This window comes from Nocardioides sp. NPDC004968, assembly GCF_040608935.1.
In the GTDB taxonomy this organism is placed as follows: Bacteria; Actinomycetota; Actinomycetes; order Propionibacteriales; family Nocardioidaceae; genus Nocardioides.
Map to the genome: position 1 here is coordinate 13,953 of NZ_JBEXJF010000047.1, position 25,564 is coordinate 39,516.

30 protein-coding genes are annotated in these 25,564 nt (G+C 69.6%); 5 read left to right on the forward strand and 25 right to left on the reverse strand.

All coding sequences use genetic code 11. From position 1 onward, the window contains the following. The first annotated feature begins 34 nt into the window (after positions 1–34). Positions 35–226 carry a type II toxin-antitoxin system VapB family antitoxin gene (locus tag ABZU72_RS26155; protein ID WP_355021702.1) on the forward strand — a complete coding sequence of 64 codons (192 nt, stop codon included), beginning with the start codon at positions 35–37 and terminating at the stop codon, positions 224–226. Here ABZU72_RS26155 and ABZU72_RS26160 read toward each other — a convergent pair. The 13 genes from ABZU72_RS26160 to ABZU72_RS26220 form a co-directional block, all read right to left on the reverse strand. Next, positions 210–644, reverse strand: coding sequence for a hypothetical protein (locus ABZU72_RS26160; RefSeq protein ID WP_355021703.1), 435 nt, complete (start codon positions 642–644; stop codon positions 210–212). The two genes, ABZU72_RS26155 and ABZU72_RS26160, sit on opposite strands and share 17 nt — an antisense overlap. Positions 645–753: 109 nt before the next feature. Further along, positions 754–2,376 carry an ABC-F family ATP-binding cassette domain-containing protein gene (locus ABZU72_RS26165; protein WP_355021704.1) on the reverse strand — a complete coding sequence of 541 codons (1,623 nt, stop codon included), beginning with the start codon at positions 2,374–2,376 and terminating at the stop codon, positions 754–756. A 126-nt stretch (positions 2,377–2,502) separates the two neighbouring features. Further along, positions 2,503–2,853 (reverse strand): DUF2200 domain-containing protein, encoded by a 351-nt coding sequence (locus tag ABZU72_RS26170; protein WP_355021705.1) that lies wholly within the window; start codon positions 2,851–2,853, stop codon positions 2,503–2,505. Between the two features lie 10 nt (positions 2,854–2,863). Beyond that, positions 2,864–3,625: a methyltransferase domain-containing protein gene (locus tag ABZU72_RS26175; RefSeq protein WP_355021706.1), complete on the reverse strand. Its 762-nt coding sequence runs from the start codon at positions 3,623–3,625 to the stop codon at positions 2,864–2,866. Between the two features lie 11 nt (positions 3,626–3,636). Beyond that, a complete protein-coding gene (locus tag ABZU72_RS26180) occupies positions 3,637–4,926 on the reverse strand; it encodes a dihydroorotase (RefSeq protein WP_355021707.1) in 1,290 nt (429 codons plus the stop codon). After that, positions 4,923–5,864, reverse strand: coding sequence for an aspartate carbamoyltransferase catalytic subunit (locus ABZU72_RS26185; protein ID WP_355021708.1), 942 nt, complete (start codon positions 5,862–5,864; stop codon positions 4,923–4,925). The genes ABZU72_RS26180 and ABZU72_RS26185 overlap by 4 nt, the downstream gene beginning before the upstream one ends. Continuing rightward, the gene (gene pyrR, locus ABZU72_RS26190) at positions 5,861–6,436 is read right to left on the reverse strand and encodes a bifunctional pyr operon transcriptional regulator/uracil phosphoribosyltransferase PyrR (RefSeq protein ID WP_355021709.1); all 576 of its coding nucleotides are present in this window, start codon (positions 6,434–6,436) and stop codon (positions 5,861–5,863) included. Before pyrR ends, ABZU72_RS26185 begins: the two co-directional genes overlap by 4 nt. Positions 6,437–6,661: 225 nt before the next feature. Next, entirely contained in the window at positions 6,662–7,672 is a 1,011-nt protein-coding gene (locus ABZU72_RS26195) for an NADPH:quinone reductase (RefSeq protein WP_355021710.1), read from the reverse strand. Positions 7,673–7,737: 65 nt separating this feature from the next. Continuing rightward, positions 7,738–8,919, reverse strand: coding sequence for a hypothetical protein (locus ABZU72_RS26200; RefSeq protein ID WP_355021711.1), 1,182 nt, complete (start codon positions 8,917–8,919; stop codon positions 7,738–7,740). Positions 8,920–9,092: 173 nt separating this feature from the next. Next, positions 9,093–9,506: a transcription antitermination factor NusB gene (nusB, locus tag ABZU72_RS26205; RefSeq protein ID WP_160022948.1), complete on the reverse strand. Its 414-nt coding sequence runs from the start codon at positions 9,504–9,506 to the stop codon at positions 9,093–9,095. 3 nt (positions 9,507–9,509) lie between these two features. After that, complete coding sequence (efp, locus tag ABZU72_RS26210; protein ID WP_141804907.1) at positions 9,510–10,076, reverse strand: elongation factor P; 567 nt, start codon at positions 10,074–10,076, stop codon at positions 9,510–9,512. A 127-nt stretch (positions 10,077–10,203) separates the two neighbouring features. Next, the gene (locus ABZU72_RS26215; RefSeq protein ID WP_355021712.1) at positions 10,204–10,791 is read right to left on the reverse strand and encodes a hypothetical protein; all 588 of its coding nucleotides are present in this window, start codon (positions 10,789–10,791) and stop codon (positions 10,204–10,206) included. Positions 10,792–10,856: 65 nt separating this feature from the next. Beyond that, positions 10,857–11,312 carry a type II 3-dehydroquinate dehydratase gene (locus tag ABZU72_RS26220; RefSeq protein ID WP_355021713.1) on the reverse strand — a complete coding sequence of 152 codons (456 nt, stop codon included), beginning with the start codon at positions 11,310–11,312 and terminating at the stop codon, positions 10,857–10,859. Positions 11,313–11,459: 147 nt separating this feature from the next. Between ABZU72_RS26220 and ABZU72_RS26225 the strand changes: the two genes are divergently transcribed. Beyond that, a complete protein-coding gene (locus tag ABZU72_RS26225; protein WP_355021714.1) occupies positions 11,460–12,065 on the forward strand; it encodes a TetR/AcrR family transcriptional regulator in 606 nt (201 codons plus the stop codon). A gap of 35 nt (positions 12,066–12,100) precedes the next feature. After that, positions 12,101–13,258 (forward strand): acyl-CoA dehydrogenase family protein, encoded by a 1,158-nt coding sequence (locus ABZU72_RS26230; RefSeq protein WP_355021715.1) that lies wholly within the window; start codon positions 12,101–12,103, stop codon positions 13,256–13,258. Between the two features lie 8 nt (positions 13,259–13,266). Here ABZU72_RS26230 and ABZU72_RS26235 read toward each other — a convergent pair whose 3' ends face one another. Both ABZU72_RS26235 and ABZU72_RS26240 read right to left on the reverse strand, forming a co-directional pair. Then, a complete protein-coding gene (locus tag ABZU72_RS26235) occupies positions 13,267–14,121 on the reverse strand; it encodes a nucleotidyl transferase AbiEii/AbiGii toxin family protein (protein WP_355021716.1) in 855 nt (284 codons plus the stop codon). Then, positions 14,090–14,656, reverse strand: a complete 567-nt coding sequence (locus ABZU72_RS26240; RefSeq protein ID WP_355021717.1) for a type IV toxin-antitoxin system AbiEi family antitoxin domain-containing protein — start codon at positions 14,654–14,656, stop codon at positions 14,090–14,092. Before ABZU72_RS26240 ends, ABZU72_RS26235 begins: the two co-directional genes overlap by 32 nt. 81 nt (positions 14,657–14,737) lie before the next feature. On the opposite strand from ABZU72_RS26240, the gene ABZU72_RS26245 reads away from it, so the two are divergent. Continuing rightward, complete coding sequence (locus ABZU72_RS26245) at positions 14,738–15,127, forward strand: AraC family transcriptional regulator (protein WP_355021718.1); 390 nt, start codon at positions 14,738–14,740, stop codon at positions 15,125–15,127. A 48-nt stretch (positions 15,128–15,175) separates the two neighbouring features. Further along, on the forward strand, positions 15,176–15,637 hold the full coding sequence (locus ABZU72_RS26250) for a VOC family protein (protein ID WP_355021719.1): 462 nt from the start codon (positions 15,176–15,178) through the stop codon (positions 15,635–15,637). A gap of 59 nt (positions 15,638–15,696) precedes the next feature. Here the strand turns inward: ABZU72_RS26250 and aroB are convergent, their stop codons facing one another. The 10 genes from aroB to ABZU72_RS26300 form a co-directional block, all read right to left on the reverse strand. After that, on the reverse strand, positions 15,697–16,803 hold the full coding sequence (gene aroB / locus ABZU72_RS26255) for a 3-dehydroquinate synthase (RefSeq protein WP_355021720.1): 1,107 nt from the start codon (positions 16,801–16,803) through the stop codon (positions 15,697–15,699). A 2-nt stretch (positions 16,804–16,805) separates the two neighbouring features. Beyond that, positions 16,806–17,321, reverse strand: coding sequence for a shikimate kinase (locus ABZU72_RS26260; RefSeq protein WP_355021721.1), 516 nt, complete (start codon positions 17,319–17,321; stop codon positions 16,806–16,808). Beyond that, on the reverse strand, positions 17,321–18,499 hold the full coding sequence (aroC, locus tag ABZU72_RS26265; RefSeq protein WP_355021722.1) for a chorismate synthase: 1,179 nt from the start codon (positions 18,497–18,499) through the stop codon (positions 17,321–17,323). The genes ABZU72_RS26260 and aroC overlap by 1 nt, the downstream gene beginning before the upstream one ends. Before the next feature lie 45 nt (positions 18,500–18,544). Then, positions 18,545–19,222: a prepilin peptidase gene (locus ABZU72_RS26270; RefSeq protein WP_355021723.1), complete on the reverse strand. Its 678-nt coding sequence runs from the start codon at positions 19,220–19,222 to the stop codon at positions 18,545–18,547. Then, a complete protein-coding gene (locus ABZU72_RS26275) occupies positions 19,219–20,067 on the reverse strand; it encodes a shikimate dehydrogenase (protein WP_355021724.1) in 849 nt (282 codons plus the stop codon). Before ABZU72_RS26275 ends, ABZU72_RS26270 begins: the two co-directional genes overlap by 4 nt. Before the next feature lie 16 nt (positions 20,068–20,083). Continuing rightward, positions 20,084–21,418, reverse strand: a complete 1,335-nt coding sequence (mltG, locus tag ABZU72_RS26280; RefSeq protein WP_355021725.1) for an endolytic transglycosylase MltG — start codon at positions 21,416–21,418, stop codon at positions 20,084–20,086. Between the two features lie 128 nt (positions 21,419–21,546). Further along, positions 21,547–22,017 (reverse strand): Holliday junction resolvase RuvX, encoded by a 471-nt coding sequence (ruvX, locus tag ABZU72_RS26285; protein WP_350658823.1) that lies wholly within the window; start codon positions 22,015–22,017, stop codon positions 21,547–21,549. Next, complete coding sequence (gene alaS / locus ABZU72_RS26290; RefSeq protein WP_355021726.1) at positions 22,017–24,713, reverse strand: alanine--tRNA ligase; 2,697 nt, start codon at positions 24,711–24,713, stop codon at positions 22,017–22,019. Before alaS ends, ruvX begins: the two co-directional genes overlap by 1 nt. Continuing rightward, positions 24,713–25,027, reverse strand: coding sequence for a DUF6167 family protein (locus ABZU72_RS26295; protein ID WP_355021727.1), 315 nt, complete (start codon positions 25,025–25,027; stop codon positions 24,713–24,715). Before ABZU72_RS26295 ends, alaS begins: the two co-directional genes overlap by 1 nt. Beyond that, complete coding sequence (locus ABZU72_RS26300) at positions 25,024–25,332, reverse strand: hypothetical protein (protein WP_355021728.1); 309 nt, start codon at positions 25,330–25,332, stop codon at positions 25,024–25,026. The genes ABZU72_RS26295 and ABZU72_RS26300 overlap by 4 nt, the downstream gene beginning before the upstream one ends. Between the last annotated feature and the right edge of the window lie 232 nt (positions 25,333–25,564).

Genomic DNA, 25,564 nt, shown 5'->3' on the forward strand with positions numbered 1-25,564 from the left:
ATGTTTCATCCAGATTTCCGTGCGGGGGTACGCAATGACCGAGACGTCGATCAGCATCGACAAAGAGCTGTTGGCCGAGGCGAGGAAGATCGCCGGGACGACGACCAACCAAGCTGCGATCGACCGCGCGCTGCGTGACCTCGTCGAGCGTGAGGCCGCCTCGGCGGAGTTCGACCGCATCGTCTCGCGCGAGCTCGGCGACACGAAGGTCACGCTGGAGTTCTGAGCTCACCGAGTTCGTCCAACGGGACCGGCCAGAAGTCTTGGTCGGTCGCGAGGTGGATGACATCGACCGGTACGGCGGCCACGGCACACGCTCCGTAGAGATGGGCGGCGTTCTTCCGGTCAGACTGACTCGGTGGTCCACCGCCCGGCCGGCACAGCAGGAGCTCGACCCGGTCGAGACCCAGCTCATCGATCAGGTCGTGCAGCATCGTGGCGACATTGCCCGCACCGTCGTCACCGATCTCGACAGGCAACTGCTCGATCTGGCACAGCTGTGGGAACGGAACGCCGTCTGCCCCGACGAGCATGAACCACAGCCGCGGCTCGGGCCAGCCGAGTGGATTGATCAGGTGTCGCCAGGCGGCCTCGACGTCGGCCTGGGTGCGGAGGACTGGAGCGTACGGAATCTTGTCGGTCATGGGTCAACGGCACCATGGCCCGTCGAGGAGGACAACGACGAGCTCGGCGCCTGTGGATAACTCTGCTCATCCACAGGGTTTCGTCCGCAAGTGGCCCGCCCGCGGCACCTCAGGGCACAAGACGGTGCTCCGGACCCGACCAGCGGCGCCGCAGCCAGCGGTCATGGGAGGCGACGACGATGGTGCCCGGGGTGATTCCGATCGCCTCCTCCAGCTCGCCTGCCAGGGTGAGCGAGATGTGGTTGGTGGGCTCGTCGAGAAGCAGCAGGTCCGGGCCGGTGGCGATGGCGATCGCCAGGTCGAGCCGCCGACGCTGGCCGACGCTCAGCGCACCGACGGGCCGGTTGACGTCGCGCGGGTGGACCAGGCCCAGGTCACGTAGCGGCACCTGGGTCGCCAGCAACTCCCCCACCGACTCCAGGTAGACGTCGGAGACCCTGCGACGCAGGTCCCCGAACTGCGGGTCCTGGGTGAGCTCCTCGACATGCCGGGCGCTGACCTGGACCTCCCCCGAGGTCGGCTTCACGCGCCCGGAGATCACTCCGAGCAGCGTGGACTTGCCGCTGCCGTTGGGCCCCGTGATCAGCAGGTGCTCCCCTGCCACGATGTCCAGGACCGGCAGGCTGACCCGCTCCTCGACCACCAAGTCGCGTACGACGACCATCCTCCCGCCCGCCCCGGCAGCCGACAGCGCGGCGTTGAGGCGCAGGGGCGGCGGTGGCTTGCGTACCTGTGCCTCCTCGGCCTCCTCCAGCCGGCGGTTGGCGTCCTTCTTGCGGCGGGCGACGGTGCGCTCGACGTTGCTGCCCTTGAACTTGTAGATGAACTTGTCGTTGTCGGTCGGGCCGCGGTTGTGGGCGATCGCGTCGTTGCCGATCTTGGTCGCGGTGCGGAGACGCTTGAGCTCGTCCTGCTGTTCGGCGTACGTCTGCTCCCACCGCTCGCGAGCGGCCTGCCGGGCCTCCTCGTAGGCGCTCCACCCGCCTCCGAAGAGCCGGCCGCCGGCACCATCGGTGCCGAAGGCGGTCGGGTCCAGGTCGAAGAGGCCGGTGGCGACCTCGTCGAGGAAGACGCGATCGTGGGAGGCCATCAGCACGACGCCGGGGAGTTCGCGCAGGAACTCCCCCAGCACCGCAACCGCCTCGTCGTCGAGGTGGTTCGTGGGCTCGTCGAGCAGCAGCGCGTCGGGACGGCGGGTGATCGCGGTCGCCAGCGCCAGCCTGGTCCGCTGCCCACCGGAGAGCGTGCTGATCGGACGCTCCCGGTCCAGGCCGCTGAGGCCGAGACGCTCAGCTGCCAGGATGGCCCGCCTGTCGGCGTCCCACGCGTCGTGGGCAACCGCGAAGTCGAGCGCGCTCGCGTACGTCTCGGCGACCTCGGGGTCGTCGAGACGGTCAGCGAGCGTCTCGACCGTGGTGACGGCCTCCCGAAGCGGACGCAGCGTGGTGGCGAGTACGTCCTCGATGCTCGCCGCGTCACGGAACGGCGGCTCCTGCGGCAGCCAGACGAGGTCGTCGGGCGCCTCGAGCGTGCCTGTGCGTTGGGCGGTGCGCGGAAGCTGGTCTGCGATAGCGCGGAGCATTGTGGACTTACCGGCACCGTTCTCCCCGACGAGCGCGATCCGCTCGCCCGGGGAGACGGTGAGGTCTATCCCGGCGAAGACGGAGCCGCTGCGGAAGGAGACGGAGAGGTCGCGGACGAGGATCGGTCCGGAAACGATGGAAGATGACATGAGAGCGCTGGCCTTCGGGTTCGAGGACGACCCGCCGGGCATGTGCCTCGGGCGCGGGTCGGAGGTCAGCGCAAGAACTTCATGATGAGTAAAGAATACGCGGCGACGGGCGCGCCGTCCAACCGGTTAACCGCGCAGGATCTTCTCCATCGCCTTGCCCTTGGCCAGCTCGTCGACCAGCTTGTCGAGGTAGCGCACCTGGCGCATGACCGGGTCCTCGATCTCCTGGACCCGCACGCCACAGACAACCCCGGTGATCAGCTCCGAGCTCGGGTTCAGGTCGGCGGCGGCGAAGAACTCCTCGAAGCTCGTCCCCACCTCGATGTGCTTCGCGATCGCGTCGTCGTCGAAGCCGGTCAGCCAGGTGATCACCTGGTGCAGCTCGGCCGTGGTGCGGCCCTTCCTCTCCACCTTCGTCACATAGTGCGGGTAGACGGAGCCGAAGGGCATCTTGTAGACGCGCTCGAGGTTATCCACGTTCCCGAGCCTAACCCGGCCGCTCCGCGACGAGCTGGTACATGCCGGCGAGGCGTACGAACGGCTCCTGGTCGCACAGCTCGCGCTCCAGCTCGAGGAGACGGTCGAAGTAGGCGGGGTCAACCTTGGCGGCGTCATCGGTGAGCAGGTCGTTGGCGATCCTGGTGCCGAACCGGCCGGTCAGCCGCAGGCCGGCAGAAGCGAGCTCGGCCTCGAGGTCGGCCATCGGGACCTTGCGTACGTCATGGTCGAAGGTCACGGTGCGCTTGGTATCCGCGCGCAACTCGGTGAGCGCGGCCTCGGGTCCGCCCGTGACCAGCTGGCGCAGCACCATGCTCGCGGGGTTGGGGACCATCACCGAGAGGCGCCCGCCCGGACGGACCGCGGCCGCGAGGCGGCGTACGTCTGCGGCGGCGGACGAACGGTAGTGCAGCACGAAGTGGCACAGGACCAGGTCCCACTCCCCCTCGGGCAGGTCGTCGAGGCCGCCGACGAGCGTGGTCAGCGACGTGCCCGCATCCGCTGCCCGGCGCTTAGCCTCGGCCAGCCAGGACTCCGACGGGTCGAGGATGGTGACGTCGTGCCCGGCCAGTGCCAGCGGCAGCGCGTCCATCCCGTCCCCGCCGCCGACGTCGAGGATCCGCAGCCCCTCACCCAGCTCCGCACACTGGCGCCGGAGAATCCCCTCGACCACGGCGTAGCGGATCCGGCCCCACGGGGTCGCGGTGTAGGCGCGCCACTGCGAGAGCTTGTCGGAGAAGACGTCGGTCATGGCGGTGGAGCCTAACCGGCGTAGGTCTGCTTCCCGCGCAGGTAGGTGGCGACGACGCGACCGGTGAGCTTGCGGTCGTGCCAGGGGTTGTTGCGGGAGAGCGAGAGCGAACGGTCGCGGTCCACGACGTAGGTCGCGGCCGGGTCGACCAGGGCCAGGTTGGCCGGCTCGCCGACCGCGATCGGGCGCCCGTGCTCCTCGAGGCCGGCGATCCGGGCCGGGGTCGAGGACATGACCCGGGCGACGCCGGCCCAGTCCAGCAGACCCGAGGAGACCATGACCGTCGAGACGACCGAGAGCGCCTCCTCGAGCCCGAGCATCCCGAAGGCCGCGTCGACGAAGGCGTGCTCCTTGTCCTGGCGAGCGTGCGGGGCGTGGTCGGTGGCGACCGCGTCGATGGTGCCGTCAGCCAGCGCCGTACGCAGGGCCTCGACGTCCTCGGCCGGGCGCAGGGGCGGGTTGACCTTGAAGGTCGGGTCGTAGCCGGCGAGCAGGTCGGTGGTCAGCAGCAGGTGGTGCGGGGTGACCTCCGCGGTGACCGCCCAGCTACCGTCCTTCTCCGCCTGCGCCTTGGCCCAGCGCAGCACCTCGACGGTGCCGGCGGTGGAGGCGTGGGCGACGTGCACGCGCGAGCCGGTGTGGCGGGCGAGCATCACGTCGCGAGCGACGATGACCTCCTCCGCGACCCCCGGCCAGCCGGGCAGACCGAGCCGCCCGGAGAGCTCACCCTCGTGGCAGCAGGCCGAACCGTAGGGCGCCAGCGACGGGTCCTGGGAGTGCTGGGAGATCACGCCACCGAACGCCTTGACGTACTCCAGCGCCCGTCGCATCACCCGCGGGTCCGCGACGCAGCGGCCGTCGTCGGAGAAGACCTTGACGCCCGCCCGGGAGCGGTTCATCAGGGACAGCTCAGCGAGCTCCTCACCGGCCAGTCCCTTGGTCACCGCGCCGACCGGGAACACGTCGGCCAGCCCGGCCTCGCGGCCGAGGTCCCACACCGAGACCGCGGCCTCGGCCGTGTCGGTGACCGGCGAGGTGTTGGCCATCGCCAGCACGGCGGTGTAGCCGCCGGCGGCAGCCGCGGCCGCACCCGAGGCGACGGTCTCGGCGTCCTCGCGGCCCGGCTGGCGCAGGTGGGTGTGCAGGTCGACCAGGCCCGGGAGGAGGACGAGGCCGGAGGCGTCGACCACCTCGTCGACGGTCGCGGAGAGGGTGCCGATCTCTCGGATCACTCCCCCGTCGACATGGACATCGGTCGGCTCGGCCCCGAGGACGGAGACTCCCTTGATCAACAGACTCATGCGGACTCCTCGCCGGCAAGCAGGTGGTAGAGGACGGACATCCGGATCGCGACCCCGGCCGAGACCTGGTCGAGGATCCGCGATGAGGCGGCGTCGGCGGCCTCGGGAGAGATCTCCAGGCCGCGGTTCATCGGCCCGGGGTGCAGGATCGGCGCGCCCTCGCGCAGCATTGCGAGCCGCTGACGGGTGAGCCCGTAGCCGACGGTGTACTCCCTCGACGTCGGGAAGTAGCCACCGCTCATCCGCTCCCGCTGGACGCGCAGCATCATCACCGCGTCGACCTCCGGCAACACGTCGTCCAAAGAGTAGGAGGTGGCGAACCCGTCGGCCTTGGCCCACTCGGTGATGCCCGAGGGCATCAGCGTGGGCGGGGCGACGGCGGTCACGGAGGCGCCGAGCTTGGTCAGCGACTTCACGTTCGACCGGAACACCCGCGAGTGGGTCAGGTCGCCGACGATGGCGATCCGCTTGCCCTCGAGGGAGCCGGGTCCGCCGAGCTGGCGCTGGAGCGTGTAGCCGTCGAGCAGGGCCTGGGTCGGGTGCTCGTGCATCCCGTCGCCGGCGTTGATCACCGGGATGTCGAGCCAGCCGGCGACCTGATGGGCCGCGCCGGAGGCCGAGTGACGCATCACCAGGCCGTCGACGCCCATCGCGGTCACGGTCAGCACGGTGTCCCGCAGCGACTCGCCCTTCGAGGCCGAGGAGCCCTTCGCCGACAGGTTGATCACGTCGGCCGAGAGCCACTTCCCCGCGATCTCGAAGGAGGACCGGGTGCGGGTCGAGTCCTCGAAGAAGAGGTTGATCACCGTACGCCCGCGCAGCGCCGGGAGCTTCTTGACCTCACGCTTCTGGACGTCGTGCATCTCGGCGGCGGTCGCGAAGAGCTGCTGGATCTCCTCCGCGCTCACGTCGTCGATGGACAGCAGATGCTTCGTCATGCCGGAACCCCCTCGAGCTCCACGATGCGTACCTCGTCGATGCCGTCGATCTCCTCCAGGCTCAGCCCGACCCGCTCTGAGCGGGCGGTGGGGAGATTCTTGCCGACGTGGTCGGCCCGGATCGGCAGCTGCCGGTGGCCGCGGTCGACGAGAACAGCCAGACGTACGACGGCGGGGCGGCCGTAGTCGGCCAGGGCATCGAGCGCGGCGCGGACGGTGCGGCCCGAGAAGAGCACGTCGTCGACCAGCACGACCGTCTTGCCGTCGATGCCGCCGGGCGGGATCTCGGTGTGGTGCGGAGCGCGGGTGGGATGGGTGCGCAGGTCGTCGCGGTACATCGTCACGTCGAGCGCGCCGTGCGCGACCGGGTGACCCTCGGCGGCCTCGATCCGCGCGCCGATCCGCTTGGCCAGCGGAACCCCGCGGGTGTGCAGACCCAGCAGCACCAGGTCTTCCGCATCGCGGTTGCGCTCCAGGATCTCGTGGGAGATCCGGGTCAGCGCCCGGGAGATGTCACGGGCGTCGAGCACGACACGGCCTTCGGCCGCAGGCTCTTGGACAACATCAGACAAGGTTGTGGTCTCCTTCTCCGCCTCACGGGACGGCTCGTTAAAGGATCGGGGCAACCATAGCCCAGATCCGTCCGATCACCGCCGTCGCGAGCGTCGCCAGACGGGTGTGATGGCCAGGCGCCGCCGCGAAGGCATACCGGGCGTCTGTCGAGCGGCGGCAACGCCGCCAGCGCGGCCGTATGGCGGCGCGCAGCAGGCGGGGATCGGATGGATCTGGGCTCGTCCTCACTCCAGGTCGATCAGCACTTTCCCGACGGCACCCGCCTCGACCGCGTCGTGGGCGGCAGCGGTCTCCTCGAGCCGGTAGTGGTGAAGGGGTACGCCACCCTCCGGGCCGACCCGCAGCGCCCCTGCTGCCACGGCGGTGGCGACGTCGTCGGCCGCGGCCTGGATCTGCGCCTCCTCGATGCCGTAGAGTTGGATAAACTGGTAGCGCAGGTTGAGCGAGAAGGTGGCTCGCAGCGGCATGGTGAGCTCGTCGCCGCCGTTGTTGGCGTAGATCGCGATCGTGCCGCGCTTGGCGATGACCGCGCGGTCGAGGTCGTTGTTGACAGCCGGGGCGACCTCGACGATCTGGTCGACGCCGTCGGGCGCGATCTCGCGGATCACGGCAGCGGCGTCGTCCTCCCGGTAGTTGACGATGTGGTCGGCCCCGGCGGCCTTCGCCAGCGCGGCCTTCTCCGCGGAGCTGACCGTGGTGATCACCCTCGCTCCTGCCCACACGGCGAGCTGGATCGCGGCGTTGCCGACCGCTCCGGCCCCGCCATGGACGAGGATGGTGAGGCCGCTGAACGACTCGGGGGCGACACGCTCGACCGCGCCGGAGGTGAGCGCCCGATGGGCGGTCATCGCCGGGACTCCGAGCGAGGCGCCGAGGTCGTAGGAGGCGCCCGCGGCCAGCTCGACGGCCTTGTGGGCCGGCACGGTGACGTACTCCGCCGCGGTCCCCCAGGGCTGCCCGTGCTGGACCATGAAGAGCCAGACCGGCTGACCGACGATGTGGGTGGTGACGCCCTCGCCGATCTCCTCGACCACGCCCGCGCCGTCCTGGCCCGGGGTCGCCTCGGGAGTCGTGAGGGTTGCGCTCAGGCCGGCGCGTACCTTCCAGTCGGTGGGGTTGACCCCCGCCCGCACCAACCTGACCAGGACCTCGCCCGGGCCGGGCTTCGGCACCGGGCGCTCGGTCAGACGCATGGCGGAGGAGGGACCGTTCTCGGAGTAGACGACTGCACGCATAGGTAGGACGCTACCGTCCCCTCCCACTCGTCGGCCGCGCGCGGATTGCGAAGCAATCCCAAAAGTTACAGCGCGTGCGCCATCCCAGCGCAGGCCTTCAGCCACGACATCTTGGTCTCCTCCGACAGCTGGGAGTACTGGACCGTGGACCCGGCGACGAGCACCGGGTCGAACGGGACCCGGTAGACCCCGCGGGTGCGCTGCGTGTAGACCTCGGTGAGGTCGCGGGCCAGGTTGGTGTCGACCTTCGGGGATGGGTCCGAGAGCACGGTGATCGTCTTCAGCTTGAGGTCGGCGTAGCCCGACTCCTGGAGCGCGTCGAGCATCCACAGGCCGCTGTAGCCGGTGTCCTCGCGAACCGTCGAGGTGACCACCAGCAGGTCGGCGGTGTCGGCCGCGGCCAGCCAGTTCTCGGCACGCATGTTGTTGCCGGTGTCGACCAGGATCACCTTGTAGAAGCGCTCCAGCAGCTGGTGCACCTGCCCGAAGTCGTCGGCGTGGATCTGGCCGGTGACATCGGGCCGCTCGTCGGAGGCGAGCACGTCGAAGTGGGCGTCGCCCTGGGAGCGTACGAAGGCACCGAGGTCGCCGATGCGGGACTGGTAGACGTTGTTGAACGCCGCCAGGTTGTCGAGCAGCTCGCGGGTGGTGTTGCGGTGGGTGCTCCGCATACCGCGGATGCCGAGGGTGCCGCGGGTCTCGTTGTTGTCCCAGGCCACGATCCCGCCACCGCGCACGGTGCCGAAGGTGTAGCCCGCCGCGAGCACGCCGGTGGTCTTGGCGGCGCCACCCTTCGGGTTGATGAAGACGATCGTGCGCGGCCCGTCGAAGTCGCGCTGGATCATCGCCCGGTCCTGCTCGTAGGCGACCTCGTCCTGCCCCATCTTCGGGCTGATCAACCCGCCGGACATCCTGCGGATCGCTCCTCGCCAGCCCCAGGTCGCGGGTCCGAACCCGGCCGACTCCGCGCGCCGGTCGAGGAAGTCGGTCGCGCTGGGGACCTCCTGCCCGTGAACGCCTGGGGGTGGCGGCGTCACCGCCACCGGAGGGGGCGGGGCGGGTGTCGTGGTGACCTGTGGGTTGGTGATGCGAGTCGCCTCCTGGCTCGGGTCGGGATGGGGCTGGGTCGGGGGCGTCGGCGGCCGTCCCCCCGTGTTCGGCGGGGGCGGCGTCACCCAGTGCGAGGGTGCGCCGGCCGGCCGGGTGCGCGAGTCCGGCTCGTCGTAGGGGTTGTTCTCCTGCGTCATGCGCTCTCCGAATACGGGTGCTTGGTTACGGCCTCCATCACAGCCTTGGGTCCAAACATACGGTCCCGACCGAAGCAATCGTCGATAACCGGAAAACACACGCGTCGCGCCGCACCCGAAATGACGCCACGCCTGCCCGGAACGGTCCCGGACAGGCGTACGTCTCGTGCCGATCAGGCCTTGGCGAGGTCCTTCGCGACCGCGGCGAGCACACCGTTGACGAAGGACGGCGAGTCGTCGGTCGACAGCTCGGTCACCAGGGCGGTGGCCTCGCTGATCGCGACCTCGGAGGCGACATCGCCGTCGAGGAGCTCCCAGACGCCGAGGCGGAGGACGTTGCGGTCGACCGCGGGCATCCGGGCCAGCGACCAGTCCTTGGCGAAGGCGGCGATCAGAGCGTCGATGCGCTCGGACTCGGCGACCACGCCACGGACGAGCTTGACCGTGAAGGGGTTGTTGGGCACCTCACCCTCGCGGATCTGCTGGTCGAGCAGATCACCGGCGGAGAGTCCACGGGCCTCGGCGGCGAAGAGCAGGTCGAGCGCGCGCTTACGGGCCTTGGTGCGGGCGGTGGCGACGTGAGCCACAGGTCAGCCCTTGACGCGGGAGAGGTAGGAACCGCCCTCGCGGGTGTCGACCTTGATCTTCTCGCCCTGCTCGATGAAGAGCGGCACCTGGATCTCGGCGCCGGTCTCCAGGGTGGCGGGCTTGGTGCGGCCGGTGGCCGAGTCACCCATGACACCGGGCTCGGTGTAGGAGATGACGAGCTCGACCGACGGCGGGAGCTCGACGAAGAGCACGCGACCCTCGTTGGTGGCCAGGATGACCTCCTGGTTCTCCAGGAGGAACCCGGCGCCGTCGCCGATGATCTCCGGGCCGACCTCGACCTGGTCGAAGTCCGCGACGTCCATGAAGACGAAGTTGTTGCCGTCGTTGTAGAGGTACTGGAACGAGCGGCGGTCGACCGTGGCGGTCTCGACCTTGGTGCCGGCGTTGAAGGTCTTGTCGACGTTCTTGCCCGACTCGACGTTCTTCAGCTTGGTGCGGACGAAGGCCGGACCCTTGCCGGGCTTCACGTGCTGGAACTCGACCACCTGCCAGAGCTGGCCCTCGATCTTCAGCACCATGCCGTTCTTGAGGTCGTTCGTCGTCGCCATAACCGTCCGTCAGCCTTCGTCTCTTTGACCTGCACCAATGCAGGCTTCAATTGTCAATGTTCGTCAAGGTTCGCAGGGCCCCGAAGGGCCTCGGAGAATCCTATCCGCGAGTCCGCACAGGGCCGAATCAAGCAACGACCGCGGTCTTCCCGGCAAGATCCACCAGAGACAGTACGCCGAGGACCAGCGCCAGCGCGCGCAGCACCCACAGCGTGGCGCTGCCCGCGGCCCCCGTCCGAGGCGGGACCGGCCATGCAGCCAGGATCCACCGCTCCGCGACGACGGTCAGCGCGGCACCGTACGCCGCCGGGACCGCCACGAACGCGAGCACCGAGACAAGGGCCGGCTCGAGCAGAGTGAAGTCGACGCCGTCGGTGTGCACGAGGAGGTTGCCCACCCCCACGCCGGCGGCGAGGGTGACGCTGAGGACCCGGAACCACCAGGGCCCGAACAGCAGCCACCGGATGAGCAGGTAGAGCACCGCGCCGACGACACCGAGGATCGTGCCGACGAGGATGAGGTTCAGCGAGCCGCTCAGGGTGAACCGCCCCATCTCGAACCCGTCATCACTGGTCACCCCGTCCGCATTCGGCGTGAGCACGATGAGCAGGAACATCACGATCCGCCCGCCGACGCCGCCGATCAAACCACCGAGCACGCCACCGGCGAGCAGCACGGCGAGAACCCGCGCGAGACCTGTCGCCAGCCCACCCATGGGCCCACGGTGGCCCTGGTGGCGGCGTCCGCCCTCAAGCTGGGGCGGGCGCTCGCCAATTTGGGTCAGGCGTCGCCGAGCTTGGCGGCGATGACCGAGAGCGCCTGGTGGTAGCCGTCGATGCCCTTGCCCGCGACGACCGCGACCGCGTGGTCGGTGACCACGCTGGTGTGCCGGAAGACCTCGGGGCGCTGGGTCGGGTCGGAGATGTGCACCTCGACCAGCGGAGCCGTCAGCTGCGCGCAGGCGTCGTAGATGGCGTAGGAGTAGTGGGTCCAGGCGGCGGCGTTGAGCACGACCGGGATGTCCTTGTCGGCCGCGGCGTTGAGCCAGTCGACCATGTCGCCCTCGTGGTTGGTCTGACGTACGTCCACGGCGAAGCCGAGCGCATGGCCCCAGTCGACGCACATCGCGGCGAGCTCGTCGTGGGTGGTGTGCCCGTAGATCTCGGGCTGACGCTTCCCGAGACGTCCGAGGTTGGGGCCGTTGAGGACCAGGACCGGCTGCAGCTTCTCACTCACCCGGTCATCCTGTCACGGGCCCCGGGCGGGCTCCGGGCCGTCTCGACACCCGTGACGGCGATCCCAATCTAAGCGGTCACTTATATTGTGCGACACTGGATCCGACACCAGGAGACTCCGAAACGAGACTCCGACATGAGGAGGGCGATGAACGAGCTCCGCACCAGCACCCAGGCGCGCGGCGACCGTAGCCGCGCCCGTCTGCTCGACGCGGCGGTCCAGGCATTCTCCGCCAAGGGGTTCCACGGCACCAGCACCCGCGACATCGCCACGGCAGCCGGACTGAGCCCGGCCGCGGTCTACGTCCACCACCGCTCCAAGGAGGAGCTCCTGCACGCGATCGCGGTGCGTGGCCACGAGGTGATCCTCGAGGCGGTCACCGACGCGACCCGCGCCGACGCCACGCCTGCCGAACGGGTCGCCGCCGCCGTACGCACCTATGTCCTCTTCCACGCGCGCTCCCACACGACGGCCCGAGTCATCAACTACGAGCTCGCCGCGCTGACAGAGGAGCACTTCCGCGAGATCGCGGGGCTGCGCCGCGCCATCGACACCGTCATGCGTGAGGTCGTCGAGGAAGGCGTACGCAGCGGCGACTTCGACACCCCCGACCCCGCCAAGGCCGCCACCGCCCTGCTCTCGCTCGGCATCGACCTGGCTCGGTGGTACCGCGACGACGGCTCCTGGACCCCTGAGGCCCTGGCCGACTTCTATGCCGACCTGGCGCTCCGCGCCGTCGGCGCCCGTCCCTGACCCCTACAAGGAAGCACCGAGGAGACAACACCGCCATGCGCCGCACCATCTACACCGAGGACCACCAGTCCTTCCGCGAGACCATCCGCTCGTTCATCGAGAAGGAGGTCACCCCCGTCTACGACGAGTGGTACGAGGCCGGGATCGTCCCCCACGACTTCTACCTCAAGCTCGGTGAGCTCGGTGTGTGGGGCATCCAGGTGCCCGAGGAGTACGGCGGCGCCGGGATCGAGTCGTTCAAGTACTCCGCCGTGATGACCGAGGAGCTCTCCCGCGCCGGTGTCTCCTTCGGCGGCTCGTCCGTCCACGTCGGGCTGTGCCTGCCCTACCTCCTCAACCTCGGCACCAAGGAGCAGATGGAGCGCTGGATGCCCGGCTTCGTCGCCGGTGAGGAGATGTGGGCGATCGCGATGACCGAGCCCGGCACCGGCTCCGACCTCGCCGGCATGACCACCAACGCCAAGCTCACCGAGGACGGCAAGCACTACGTCCTCAACGGCGCCAAGACCTTCATCACCGGCGGCGTCAACGCCGACCGGGTGGTCGTGTGTGCCCGCACCGCACCGGCCTCCGCCGACGATCGGCGTGGCGGCATCACCCTGCTCGCCGTCGACACCTCGCTCCCGGGCTACGAGGTCGGCCGCAAGCTCGACAAGCTCGGGCTCAAGGTCTCCGACACCGCCGAGCTCTCCTTCACCGACGTGCAGGTCCCGGTCGAGGACGTACTCGGCGAGGTCGGCAAGGGCTTCTCCTACCTCGGCCAGAACCTCCCCGTCGAGCGTCTGGGCATCGCCGTCGGCGCCTACGCCCAGGCCGCGGCCGCCGTCGAGTTCGCCAAGAAGTACGTCGCCGAGCGCAAGGTCTTCGGCACCACCGTCGCCTCGTTCCAGAACACCAAGTTCGAGCTGGCCGCCTGCAAGGCCGAGGTCGACGCCGCCGAGGCCGTGGTCGACCGCGCCATCGAGGCCGAGGACCTCGGCACGCTGACCGCCGCCGAGGCCGCCTCCGCCAAGCTCTTCTGCACCGAGGTTGCCCACCGCGTCATCGACCGCTGCCTTCAGCTCCACGGCGGCTACGGCTACATGAACGAGTACCCCATCGCCCGCCTCTACGCCGACAACCGCGTGAACCGGATCTACGGCGGCACCTCCGAGGTCATGAAGCTCATCATCGCCAAGGACATGGGTCTGTGAGTTGACCTCTAGGCGGGCTGGGGCTTTTCCGATGCTCCAGCCCGCCGCAGCTCGGCGATGTAGTCGTTGAGCCAGGCGACCGCCTCGGAGACCGAGGCCAGTACCTCGAGCCCCTCGGCCGCCTCCTCGTACAGCGACTCCCATCGCGCACCCGGCGACAGCTGCGGCGGCCAGTCGTGCTCCTGACGAAATGCGAAGAGCCGCTCGGTCACCTTCGCAACCAGCATCGGATCCGTCGTAGGAACGATCAGCTGAAGGTCGACGAGGTCGTGGGCTCGTTGACTCCGCGGAGCGGTGCAGGCATGGATCTTCTGAGCGATCTGGTGATGTAGCGGCTGGACCCGCACCGCGCCCGGTTCGGGGAGACCGAGCGCATCGAAGATCTCCAGAACCTCTGACGACATCACCAGCTCGGGCGGCTCGTTCGTCGTCGACTCCAGCTCGTCGTACCCGATCTCGAGGTCGATCGCCTTGAACGTCTTGTGAGCGAACTTGAGTCGCACCCGGAAGGGTTGCATGACGTACGCCGCCGGAACCGACTCGGGCGCACGCCGTTCACCCATCGTCACCTCGCCGGTGAATCCGCACCAGCCCACGCCAAGACGATCCGCCAGCTCATCGCGGAACGTGTCGAGGTCACCTCGATAGGCGGCATCGACATCAGGTGTCTCACGGGTGAGCCGCTCGCCGAAGCGCAGCTTCAGACCCGTGCCCCCCTTGACCGCCGAGTCGGGCAGCATCTGAGCGAGCACCACATTCGCAACCAGCGCCACCAGACGCTTCTGGGAGATGCCGCGCTCCGCGGCCAGGGCCGTCGTCGACCGGATCAGGTCACCAACTCGCCTCGGCGCTGCTCCGCCCATCCGCCGCCTCCAGTTCCGAGATGATCCGCTGCGCCTCGTCGTGGTCGATCAAGCCGCGAGCCGAAGCCGAATTCGTTGCATCGACCAGTCGTGTCTCCATCACCTTGCCACGACAGGCGAGCACCGCGGCGCCGACACGCATCGAGTCGATCCCCTCGATATCGGCCCGGAGGTGTGCCGGCACATGCTTTCGAACGATCTGGACTGTCGGAGGCAGCCGCTTGCGGACTCGCGCGGTCGTCGCAACCTTGATCCGGCGCACGTTGATCTGCCCGAGGTCGTACGCAGCCAGCACCGACTCGTCTGCCAGGACAGCATCCGCGCCGACCAGCGCCACCGCGGCCGCGAACTCGTCCAGAGGCCCAGGCCCGACCTCGGCCATTCGATATACACCCTGACCCAGTCGGATCAGAGCGCCACGGGACGCCAGTTTGCGCACCTCGACCGCGGGCACGCCACAGGATTCGGCCTCCGCAAGCGTGACCACCCCATGGGTGTCGAAGCCCAGTTCACGTAGGACGCTGCGGTAGCTCATCGGAATCACCTCGGGCAAAAGCGTACCGGACTCGGTACGCTTTTGCCCGATCGCGTTCCGTGAAGGGTCTACGCTCGGGGCATGACGCCGCGCGAGGACGAGAATCGCCGCTTGCTGCGGGCGCGTGACGTGATGGACCGGCACTACGCCGAGCCGCTCGACGTCGCGGCGATCGCGCGGGTCGCCCACGTGTCGCCGGCGCACTTCAGCCGCCGGTTCAAGGCGGTCTTCGGGGAGACGCCGCACCGCTACCTGCAGCGGCGGCGGATCGAACGGTCGATGGCGTTGCTGCGGGACACCGCGACCCCGGTCACCGATGTCGCGCTCAGGGTCGGCTTCACCAGCCTCGGCACCTTCAGTCGTACGTTCCGCGACATCGTCGGAACCTCGCCGGCCGACTACCGCGTCCAGGCCGACAGCCCGGCCGTTCCAGGGTGTGTGGCCCGCGCCTGGATGCGGCCGGCGAGCTGAGCAGTTTCGGAGAAGCGCGGGGCGTAGAAGACGCCGCAGACTGGTCGCATGCTGACCAACATCAACATCACCGGATTCTACGTGCTCGACCAGGACGAGGCGCTCGACTTCTACGTCGGCAAGCTCGGGCTCGAGGTCGGGAGCGACGTCGACATGGGCTTCATGCGCTGGCTCACCGTCCACCTTCCCGGCGACCCCGACCACCAGCTGCTGCTCGAGGTCCCGGGCGGCTCCCCCGCTCACAGCGAAGAGACCGCCGCCCAACTGCGCGACCTGGTGACCAAGGGAGCCATGGGCGCCGTGGTCATCTTCAACACCGATGACTGCGACAAGCTCTACGAGGACCTCTCCGCCAAGGGCGTCGAGTTCACCGACAAGCCGACCAAGCAGCCCTACGGCATCGACTGCGCCTTCCGCGACCCCTTCGGCAACCACATCCGTGCCACCCAGCGTGTCGAGGGCCCTGTCGAGGTCACCGACGAGGACATCGCGCGCTGGTCCGGAAAGTGAGTCGAACCACGGAAGGAATTTTCCTTCCACGCCGACCGGCACAGCCCAAGCGATCGTGGTCAGCCGGCGACGACCGCGTACGCCTCCCGCAGCTGCTCCTCGGACGGACCGGTGAGGATCCGGGGGGTGGCGAGATCGTGGAGGACGAGGAAGCGGAGGACGGAACCGCGGGCCTTCTTGTCGACACGCATGGCACCGATGAGATCATCGAAGCCGGCCTCGACGCCCAGCTCCTTGACGGTGGTCGGGAGGCCGACCTTCGCGAAGGTCGGCGCGTGCCGGGCGGCGACGTCGTCGGGGAGGACTCCGGCGAGCCGGGCGAGCTCGGCGGCGTACACGCACCCGACGGCGACCGCGTCACCGTGGCGGATCGAGAAGCCGGAGTGCTTCTCGAGCGCGTGGGCGAGCGTGTGGCCGTAGTTGAGCGTCTCGCGACCGGGGTGGCCGTCGGCGCCGCCGGTCTCCTTCAGGTCGGCGGCGACGACCTCGGCCTTGACCCGGATCGCGCGCTCGACCAGCTCGGCGAGGACGGGCGAGGAAGCGGTGATCTTGTCCGTCTCTTCGACCAGGCGCAGGATCTCGGGGTCGGCGATGAAGCCGCACTTGACGACCTCGCCGAGACCGGCGATCAGGTCTGCCTCCGGCAGGGTCTCGAGCAGCGCGAGGTCGCACAGCACGCCGGCGGGCTCATGGAACGCACCGACGAGGTTCTTCCCGGCACCGGTGTTGACGCCGGTCTTGCCGCCTACCGCGGCGTCGACCATGGCGAGCACCGTGGTGGGCACGTGCACGACGCGTACGCCGCGCAGCCAGCCGGCCGCGACGAACCCGCCGAGGTCGGTGGTCGCACCGCCGCCGAAGGTGACGACGGCGTCCGAACGGGTGAATCCCCGCTCCCCCAGCGCCTCCCAGCAGTCGTTGGCGACCGCCACCGTCTTCTGGTCCTCGCCGCTGGGCAGCCCGAGCCCGAGCACGTCGTAGTGCTTCAGCAGCTCCTCGAGCACCGGCTCGGCGTACTCGGCGAGCTCGGCGGCGTAGAGGAACGCCACCCGCTGGACGCTCTCACCCAGGAGTCCCTGGAGCCGGTCGGCGAGGCCTGAGCCGATGACGACGTCGTACGCAGCGGCACTCTCGACCCTGATGACGGTGCTGACGGGTTCGGTCACTTCTACTCCGTGGTGTTCAGCGCGGTGAGGGCTGTTGCGAGCTCGGCGGCGACGTCGGCGGCCGAGCGGCCGTCGGTGTCGACGACCAGCGTCGCGACCGACTCATAGATCGGTGCGCGCTCCTCCAGGAGCGTCTTGATGCGGCCGCGTACGTTGCCGAGCAGCATCGGACGGCCCGAGCCGAGCCCGACCCGCTTGACCGCGTCCGCGACCCCGACCCGCAGGTAGACGACGGTGTGCTCCTTGAGCAGGATCTGGGTCCGATCGGCCAGAACGGAGCCGCCACCGAGGGAGACGATCCCGTCATGCTCTGCGAGCGCGGCGGCGACGGCGTCGGCCTCGACCGCACGGAAGTGGGCCTCGCCTTCGTCGACGAAGATGTCCTGCACGCTCTTGCCGGCGGCTGCCGCGATGTCGTCGTCGGTGTCGCGCAGAGTGACCCCGAGACGGGAGGCGAGCAGAGCTCCGACGGTCGACTTGCCCGCGCCCATCGGGCCGACGAGCACGACGGCCGGCATCACACGTACCTCAGGTTCTCGAGGTAGGACTTGGCGTTGCGCGCGGTCTCGGCGACCGAGTCGCCGCCGAACTTCTCCAGCGCCGCCTCGGCCAGCACGAGCGCGACCATCGCCTCGGCGACGACACCGGCGGCGGGCACCGCGCAGACGTCGGAGCGCTGGTGGTGCGCGACGGCCTCCTCACCGGTGGCCACGTCGACGGTGCGCAGCGCACGAGGCACGGTCGCGATCGGCTTCATCGCGGCGCGCACGCGCAGGATCTCGCCGGTCGACATGCCGCCCTCGGTGCCGCCGGAGCGTCCGGAGGCGCGGCGGATGCCGTCGGCGGAGGGCACGATCTCGTCGTGGGCCTTGGAGCCCGGGGTCGCGGCGAGCTCGAAGCCGTCGCCGACCTCGACACCCTTGATCGCCTGGATGCCCATCAGTGCACCGGCCAGGCGCGCGTCGAGGCGACGGTCCCAGTGCACGTGGGAGCCGAGGCCCGGCGGCAGGCCGTGGACGACCACCTCGACGACGCCGCCGAGGGTGTCACCGTCCTTGTGGGCCTCGTCGATCCGGGCGACCATCTGCTTGGAGCCGTCGGGGTCGAGCACCCGCACCGGGTCCTCGTCCAGGCGCGCCACGTCCTCGGGAGCGGGGACCTCGCGGCCGGGCGTACGGACTCCGCCGATCTCCAGGACGTGCGACACAAGCCGGACGCCGAGCGCCTGCTCGAGGAAGGCCGAGGCGACGGCCCCGAGCGCGACACGGGCCGCGGTCTCGCGGGCCGAGGCGCGCTCCAGGATCGGGCGGGCGTCGTCGAAGTCGTACTTCTGCATCCCGACCAGGTCGGCGTGACCGGGCCGCGGACGGGTCAGCGGCGCGTTGCGGGCCTGGCCGGCCAGCACGTCGGGGTCGACCGGGTCGGAGGCCATCACGGTCTCCCACTTGGGCCATTCGGTGTTGCCGACCTCGATCGCGACCGGACCGCCCTGCGACTCCCCGTGGCGTACGCCGCCGGTGATCCGCACCTGGTCCTTCTCGAACTTCATCCGGGCACCGCGGCCATAGCCGAGGCGCCGCCGGGCCAGGGCATCAGCGATGTCGTCAGAGGTGATCCGGACGTGGGCGGGCAGACCCTCCATCACGGCCGTCAGGGACGGACCATGGGACTCGCCCGCAGTGAGCCAACGCAACATGACGTCAGTCTTTCATCCCGGTCACGCAACCCCGTGCACCCGGGCTCAAAGCGAGACGGCGAGCGCACCGACGAGCATGCCCAGAATCATGAACGGCCCGTACGCCAGGGGCTCGCGCATCGCCGTACGCGAGCGCTGCGCGACGGCACGTCCGATGCCCCAGACGCCGAAGATCGCCAGCCCTGCCCACAGCCCGACCGCCAGCTGCCCCCAGCCGAGCCGACCGAGGACCAGACCGACGAGCGCCGCCAGCCGTACGTCTCCGAAGCCCATCGCGTGCGGCAGCATCCGCCACAGCAGCCAGAACGCCGAGCGCGCGATCACCAGCCCGGCAAGGGCGCCGAGTGCCGCCGCGGTGTCGCGCGTCCAGAGCCACTCGGCGGCGAGCAGGCCGACCCCGACGGCGGTCGCCACCAGGATCGGCACCTTCGGCAACCGCTGGACGCGCCAGTCGACATAGGCCAACAGCACCCAGACAGGTGTGAGCGGCGCCAGGGCCACCATCAGTCGCGAGGGCTCCACCTGCCAGGCGAACAGCCCGGCGAGCGCCGCGGAGACGACTACCGCGAGCGGCAGGAGCGGGGACCACGCGGCGATGGTCCCATAGGAGACCGCCGGTGGGTCGTCGACCGGTTCGGGGAGCCGACGAAGGAGTGCCGGCACCCCGAGAGCGAGCAGACCGGCGACGGCCGCACTCACCAGCACGACCGCCCCGGGACTCATGCCGGTGACGGCTCCATACTGGACTCCCTGCTGGCCAGCGCCTTCTCCCCCGCTGCCCGCATCGCGGCGAGCGGCGCGGGCCGGCCGGTGAAGAGCTCGAACTGCAGCACCGCCTGATGCACGAGCAGGTCGAGGCCGCTCACCGCCACGCCGGGTGCGACAGACAGCAGCGGCGAGGGCCACGGGTCGTAGACGACGTCGAAGACGACCGGCGTCGAGGCCCAGCGGTCGATGAGGTCCGGGGTCTGCGCCTTCGCCGGAACCGTGGAGACGACCGCATCCACGCCATCGACCGCGGAGTCCAGCGGCAGCACCGAGACGACGGGCTTGCTCGGGTGACGCGAGATCATCTCGATCGTCTCCCCCGCCGCACCCGGGTTGCGAGCCAGCAGCGTGATCCGGGAGGCACCCAACTCGGCCAGCGCAAGGCCCGTGGAGGCCGCGGTCGCGCCGGCACCCAGGATCGCGCCGGACGTACATGAGAATCCCTCGCCCGCGCGCTCCCGGATCGCCGCGACCGCTCCGGGCAGGTCGGTGTTGTCCCCCACCCAGCCGTGCGAGGAGCGCACCAGGGTGTTGACCGCCCCCACGAGCCGCGCCCGCGGCGACATCGACCGCGCCAGCTCGTACGCCTCCCGCTTGAGCGGCATCGTCACCGACAGCCCACGCCACCGGCTGGGCGGCCAGTCGCCGCCGAGGTCGGCGACGTACTTCGCCAGGCCACCGGCCTGCACGCGCGTGGACGTGTAGGACCAGTCGGACATCTCCAGCTCGGCGTACGCGGCTTGGTGGAGAGTCGGGGAGAGCGAGTGATCGATCGGATCACCCAGGACAGCGCACTTCAATCAACGTCTCCTTGCATCAGCACTTGTTCTTCGCGCAGTACGCGTCCAGGTCGGCGGTCCAGCCCTGGAACTCCTCATAGTCACGAGTGAACTTGGTCTCGCCTGTCTTCAGGTTCACCGTGATGTAGAAGAGCCAGTTGCCCTTCGCCGGGTTGAGAGCCGCCTCGATCGCGGCGTCACCGGGCGAGCCGATGGGGGTCGGCGGCAGACCAGCGCGACGACGGGTGTCGTACGGCGTGTCCTTGGCCAGCTCGGCAGAGGTCAGCTGCGTGGTGCCGGACTTCCCGATGCCGTATGCATTCGACGCGTCGATCCCGAGCGTCCCGTTCGTGGCTCCGTCGTCGATCTTGGGATCGAGCCGGTTGTAGATCACCCGGGCGACCTTGGGCATGTCGTCACCGCGACCCTCCGCCTCGACCAGCGAGGCGATGGTCATGATCTGCTCAGCCGTGCACGCCTTACCGTCGCCGCACTTGAGCTGTTTGGCACGCGCCTCGATGTCGTTGTCACCGAGCGCCTGCTCCCACCGGTCGACCATCATCGCCAGCATCTCGGTCGGCGTGGCGTCAGGCGGGAAGGCGTACGTGGCCGGGAAGAGATAGCCCTCGACGTTGCCCTCGGCGTAGTCGGGCAGCCCGATCGCCTCGGCGTCCTGGGCGGCCTTCTTGAACTCCGCCGGCTTCTTCCCGGTCTTCTCGGCGAGCACCTTGTAGATCGCCTTGGCGCGCGACCCCTCGGTGATGGTGACGTTGATCGTGTCGATGTTCTCCGGGTTGGCGAGGACCTCGACGGCGTCGGCGGCCTTCATCTGCTTCTTCAGCGGGTAGAAGCCGACCTGGACGGTCAACCCCTCGGCGTTGGCCGCCTCGATGAAGGCGTCGACCGACTCCACCACGCCGATCTCCTTCAGGTTGCGGCCGACAGCCGAGACCGAGTCACCCTCGTGCACCTCGAAGGAGACGGGGTCGGTGCCAGGTCCGGGGTAGTCGGCCGGAGGCGCGACCATGTCCTTGACGTAGTCGATCGCCCGGTCGCCCACGAAGTAGAACCCACCGAGGACCACCGCCATCGCCACCAGCACGGCCAGACAGCCACCGAAGCGTCGCTTGCGCTTGGGCGGCTTCTCGTCGAAGTATGGATCGTGATCCGAGGGACCACCCTCGAAGAAGGCCGGCTGCTGCTGGTAGGTCGGCCTGTCGTAGCCGCCCGGCCGCTGCGGCGGCTCCTGCCGGCCGTAGCCCGGCGGGGGCGTGCCGGCACCGGGCACCGGACGAGGCCCTGGGCGCTGGCCCGGCTGGCCCTGCTGCGGAGGCATCTGACCGGGCATCTGACCGGGCATCTGCGGCGGCATCCGGCGTGGGTCGCGGGGATCCTGCGGAGGCTGCTGCCGTGGCGGGTGGCCACCGCGCGGATCGCGACCATATGACCCCTGGCCAGGGCGACGCGGGTCGCGCGGGTCCGGGGGGTAGTAGCGCTCACTCAATGACCGACCTCAACGATCTCTCCAGGCGCGGTCCCCGAAGCGCGCTCACTGTCCAATGCGTGTTGCAGGATCACAACCGCCGCGGCCATGTCCACCACGGCTCGGCGGTCCTGACCCTTGCGCCCCCGGTCTCGGAGCATAGCCTCCGCGGAAACTGTTGTAAGTCGTTCGTCGACGAGGCGAACCGGGACCGGAGCCACTCGCCGCGCCAAGGACGCGGCGAAGTTCCGGACCTTAGCAGTCGCCGGGTTCTCCCCTCCCTTGAGGGACCGGGGCAGCCCGACGACCACCTCGAGCATCGTCGACTCCTCGGCGATCTCAGCGACGATCGCCTGCAGACGCGCGAGGTCTCCGCGACCCTTCTTGACCGTCTCGAGCGGCGTCGCCAGGAACCCCGTGGGGTCACTCCTGGCGACGCCGATCCGGGCGTCGCCAGGATCGAGACCGAGGCGTACGCCGTGCCGCATCAGGCTTGCGCGACCAGCGTCGCGACCATTCCGAGCGCGGTGTCGATCTTGGAGACGTCGGTGCCGCCGCCCTGGGCGAAGTCTGGCTTGCCGCCGCCGCGACCACCCACGACCGGCGCGAGCTCCTTGATCAGGTCACCCGCCTTGACGCCCTTGGCGATCCCGGCCGGGTTGACCGCTGCCACGACCGCGACCTTGTCGTCAGCGTCTCCGATGAGCACGACAGCCGCCGGCGCGTCCCCGAGCCGGGCGCGTACGTCCTGGGCGAGCGTGCGCGCGTCGCCGCCGCCCACACCCGGGACCCGCTGGGCGACGAGCTGGACGCCGTTGACGTCGACCGCGGAGGCCGCGATCGAGCCGCCGGAGGCGAGCAGCTGTGCCGTACGCGCCCGGGCGATCTCCTTCTCGGCGGCCTTGAGCCGCTCCATCAGGTCCGAGACCCTGCCGACGACGTCGTCGGACTTCGTCTTGAGCAGCAAGTTGAGCTCGGAGACCACGTCGCGCTCACGGGCGAGGTAGTTGAAGCCCTCGACGCCCGTGTAGGCCTCGATGCGCCGGTTGCCGGATCCGACCGAGGCCTCGGAGGTGACCACGACGGTGCCGATCTGGGCGGAGTGGTCCACATGCGTGCCGCCGCACAGCTCACGCGACCAGGGGCCGCCGATCTCGACGACCCGCACCTTGGTGTCGTCATAGGTCTCGCCGAAGAGCGCGATCGCGCCCCACTCCTTGGCCTGCGGGAGGGTCATGTAGTCCCAGGAGACCGGCAGGTCGGCCCGCAGCGCGTGGTTGGAGACCTCCTCGATCTCGTGCATCTGCTCGGGGGTCAGACCCTTGGTCCAGCCGTAGTCGAGACGCAGGTAGCCGGGGCGGTTGTACGAACCCGACTGCAGCGCGGTCGGGCCGAGCACCTCGCGCAGCGCCGCGTGCACCACGTGGGTGCCGGAGTGGGCCTGGCGGGCGCCGAGACGCCACTCGGGGTCGACCTGCGCGTGCACGAGCGACTCGCCGCCCGTTCGATGCGCAGAGAACTCGCCGTCGACGACCCGGACCTGGTGCACCACGAGGCCCTTGACCGGCCGCTGCACGTCGACGACCTCGAGCCGGCCGCCGTCGAACTCGATGATGCCCGCGTCGGCGGACTGGCCACCGGACTCGGCGTAGAACGGGGTGCGGTCGAGGACGATCTCACCGATCTCCTCGGGGCCGAGCACGTCGACCGGCTTGCCCTCCTTGAGGAGGGCGATCGCCTTGGACTCGGTGTCGAGGGTCGTGTAGGCCTGCCAGTCGGTCGGCCCGTTGCTGTCGAGGATGCCGCGGTAGACCGACACGTCGGCGTGCTGGCCCTTCTTGGCGCGCGCGTCGGCCTTGGCCCGCTCGCGCTGCTCGGTCATCAGCCCGCGGAAGCCCGGCTCGTCGACCTCGAGGCCCGCCTCGGCGGCCATCTCGAGGGTCAGGTCGATCGGGAAGCCGTACGTGTCGTGGAGTTGGAACGCCTTGGCGCCCGTGAACGAGGTGGATCCGCTCGACTTCACCTCGGTCGCGGCCAGGTCGAAGATCTGGGTGCCGGCCGCGAGGGTCTTGCGGAAGGCCTCCTCCTCGGCGTCGGCGACCCGCTTGATGCGGTTCCAGCCGGTGTGCAGGTCGGTGTAGGTCTCCCCCATCTTGTCGCGGGAGATCGGCAGCAGCTCCGGCATCGCCGGGTCCTCGTAGCCCAGCAGGCGCATGTTGCGGATCGCGCGGCGCATCAGCCGGCGCAGGACGTAGCCGCGGCCCTCGTTGCCGGGGGTCACGCCGTCGCTGATCAGCATCAGCGAGGAGCGCACGTGGTCGGCGACCACGCGGAAGCGGACGTCGTCCTCGTAGGAGGCGCCGTACTTCTTCCCGGTCAGCTCCATCGCCTTCTCGATCACCGGGAAGACGACGTCGGTCTCGTACATGTTCGCCTTGCCCTGCATCAGGTAGGCGACCCGCTCGAGGCCGAGTCCGGTGTCGATGCCGGTCTGCGCGAGCGGGCCGTCGATGTCGACGTCGTACTTGGACCGCGCCGCGACGACGTTGTCCTGCATGAAGACCAGGTTCCAGAACTCCAGGTAGCGGTCGCCGGCGTCCCAGTCACGGTCGGCGCCGAACTCGGGGCCGCGGTCGATCAGGATCTCCGAGCACGGACCGCCCGGCCCGGGCACGCCCATGGACCAGTAGTTCTCGCTCGGGGGCAGTCGCACGATGCGGTCGTCGGGCAGGCCGGAGATCTTCTTCCAGAGCGCGACCGCCTCCTCGTCACCGTTGAGCACCGACGGGTAGAGGGCCGACTCGTCGAAGCCGAAGCCACCGTCGGCGACCGACTTGGTGACCAGCTCCCAGGCGAGCGTGATCGCGCCCTCCTTGAAGTAGTCACCGAAGGAGAAGTTGCCGCACATCTCGAAGAAGGTGCCGTGCCGAGTGGTCTTGCCGACCTCCTCGATGTCGGGCGTGCGGATGCACTTCTGCACCGAGGTCGCCCGGTCGTAGGGCGGAGTGGCCTGGCCGAGGAAGTAGGGCTTGAAGGGCACCATGCCTGCGTTGACGAAGAGCAGGTTGGGGTCGTCGAGCAGGAGCGATGCCGACGGCACCACCGTGTGCTCGCCGACACTCGTGTTCTCGGCGAAATGCGCCGTGAAACGGCGGCGGATCTCCGCCGTGCTCAACCACTCCATCAGGGGGTACTACCTTCCGTGTTCTGCTGGGCCTCGTTCTCGGGCCCTGTCAATCCAAGTCTCTGCTGATCGACACCTGCGGCGCCAATCTGTTTCGGCCCCGCCGTGCGGGCCTCGATCCACTCCCGGAGCTCGAACTCCTTCTCGGCCTTGCCGGTGGCCAGCTCGTCGCGGAAGATCCGCGCGCCGACGCCGAGCGCCTGGGCCCGGTCGCGCAGGCCGTCGGCGGTGAAGGCCTCCGCGGCCCGCCGCCCCTTGACCATCGCGTACACGCCCGCACCCGCACCGACCACGAACCAGATCGCGCCCCTCATAGGGAGTCCTCCATACGTACGTCCTCGTCAATTGCCGCGCGCTGGCGCGCACGGTATTCGCGCAGCGCCTCGCGCATCTCGCTCTTCCGGTCCTTGCGCGCCCGCTTGACCTCGCGGTGCATCTCGTAGCGGATCTTGAACCGCACCTCGGGCGAGAGCGCCCGGCGCACGCCGTGGACCAGCGCGGCGCCGTGCACCACGGTCTCCCGGAACACCGCGTCCGCGAAGGCCGGTGCGGTCAACGTACGCTGCACCACCTGCTCCACCTCGGCAGGCTCGCCGTCCTCCCCGAGGGAGGTGATCACATACTCTCTCTCGGCGACGTCCCGGCGCCGCCGTCGCCCGACCGGCTCGGGCGGGGTCAGCCGCTTTTCCAGCGCCTCGAGCCGCTCGCGCAGCTCGGCCTCGCTGGCCTCGGCCTCCTCGAGCCGGCGCCGCGCGGCGCGGCGCGCCCGGCTGGGAGAAGGCGTTGCTCCCTCTTCGACAGGCCGTTCGGAATACGGGCCGCATCAGCCAAAGAGAGACGGTGATCTAGAC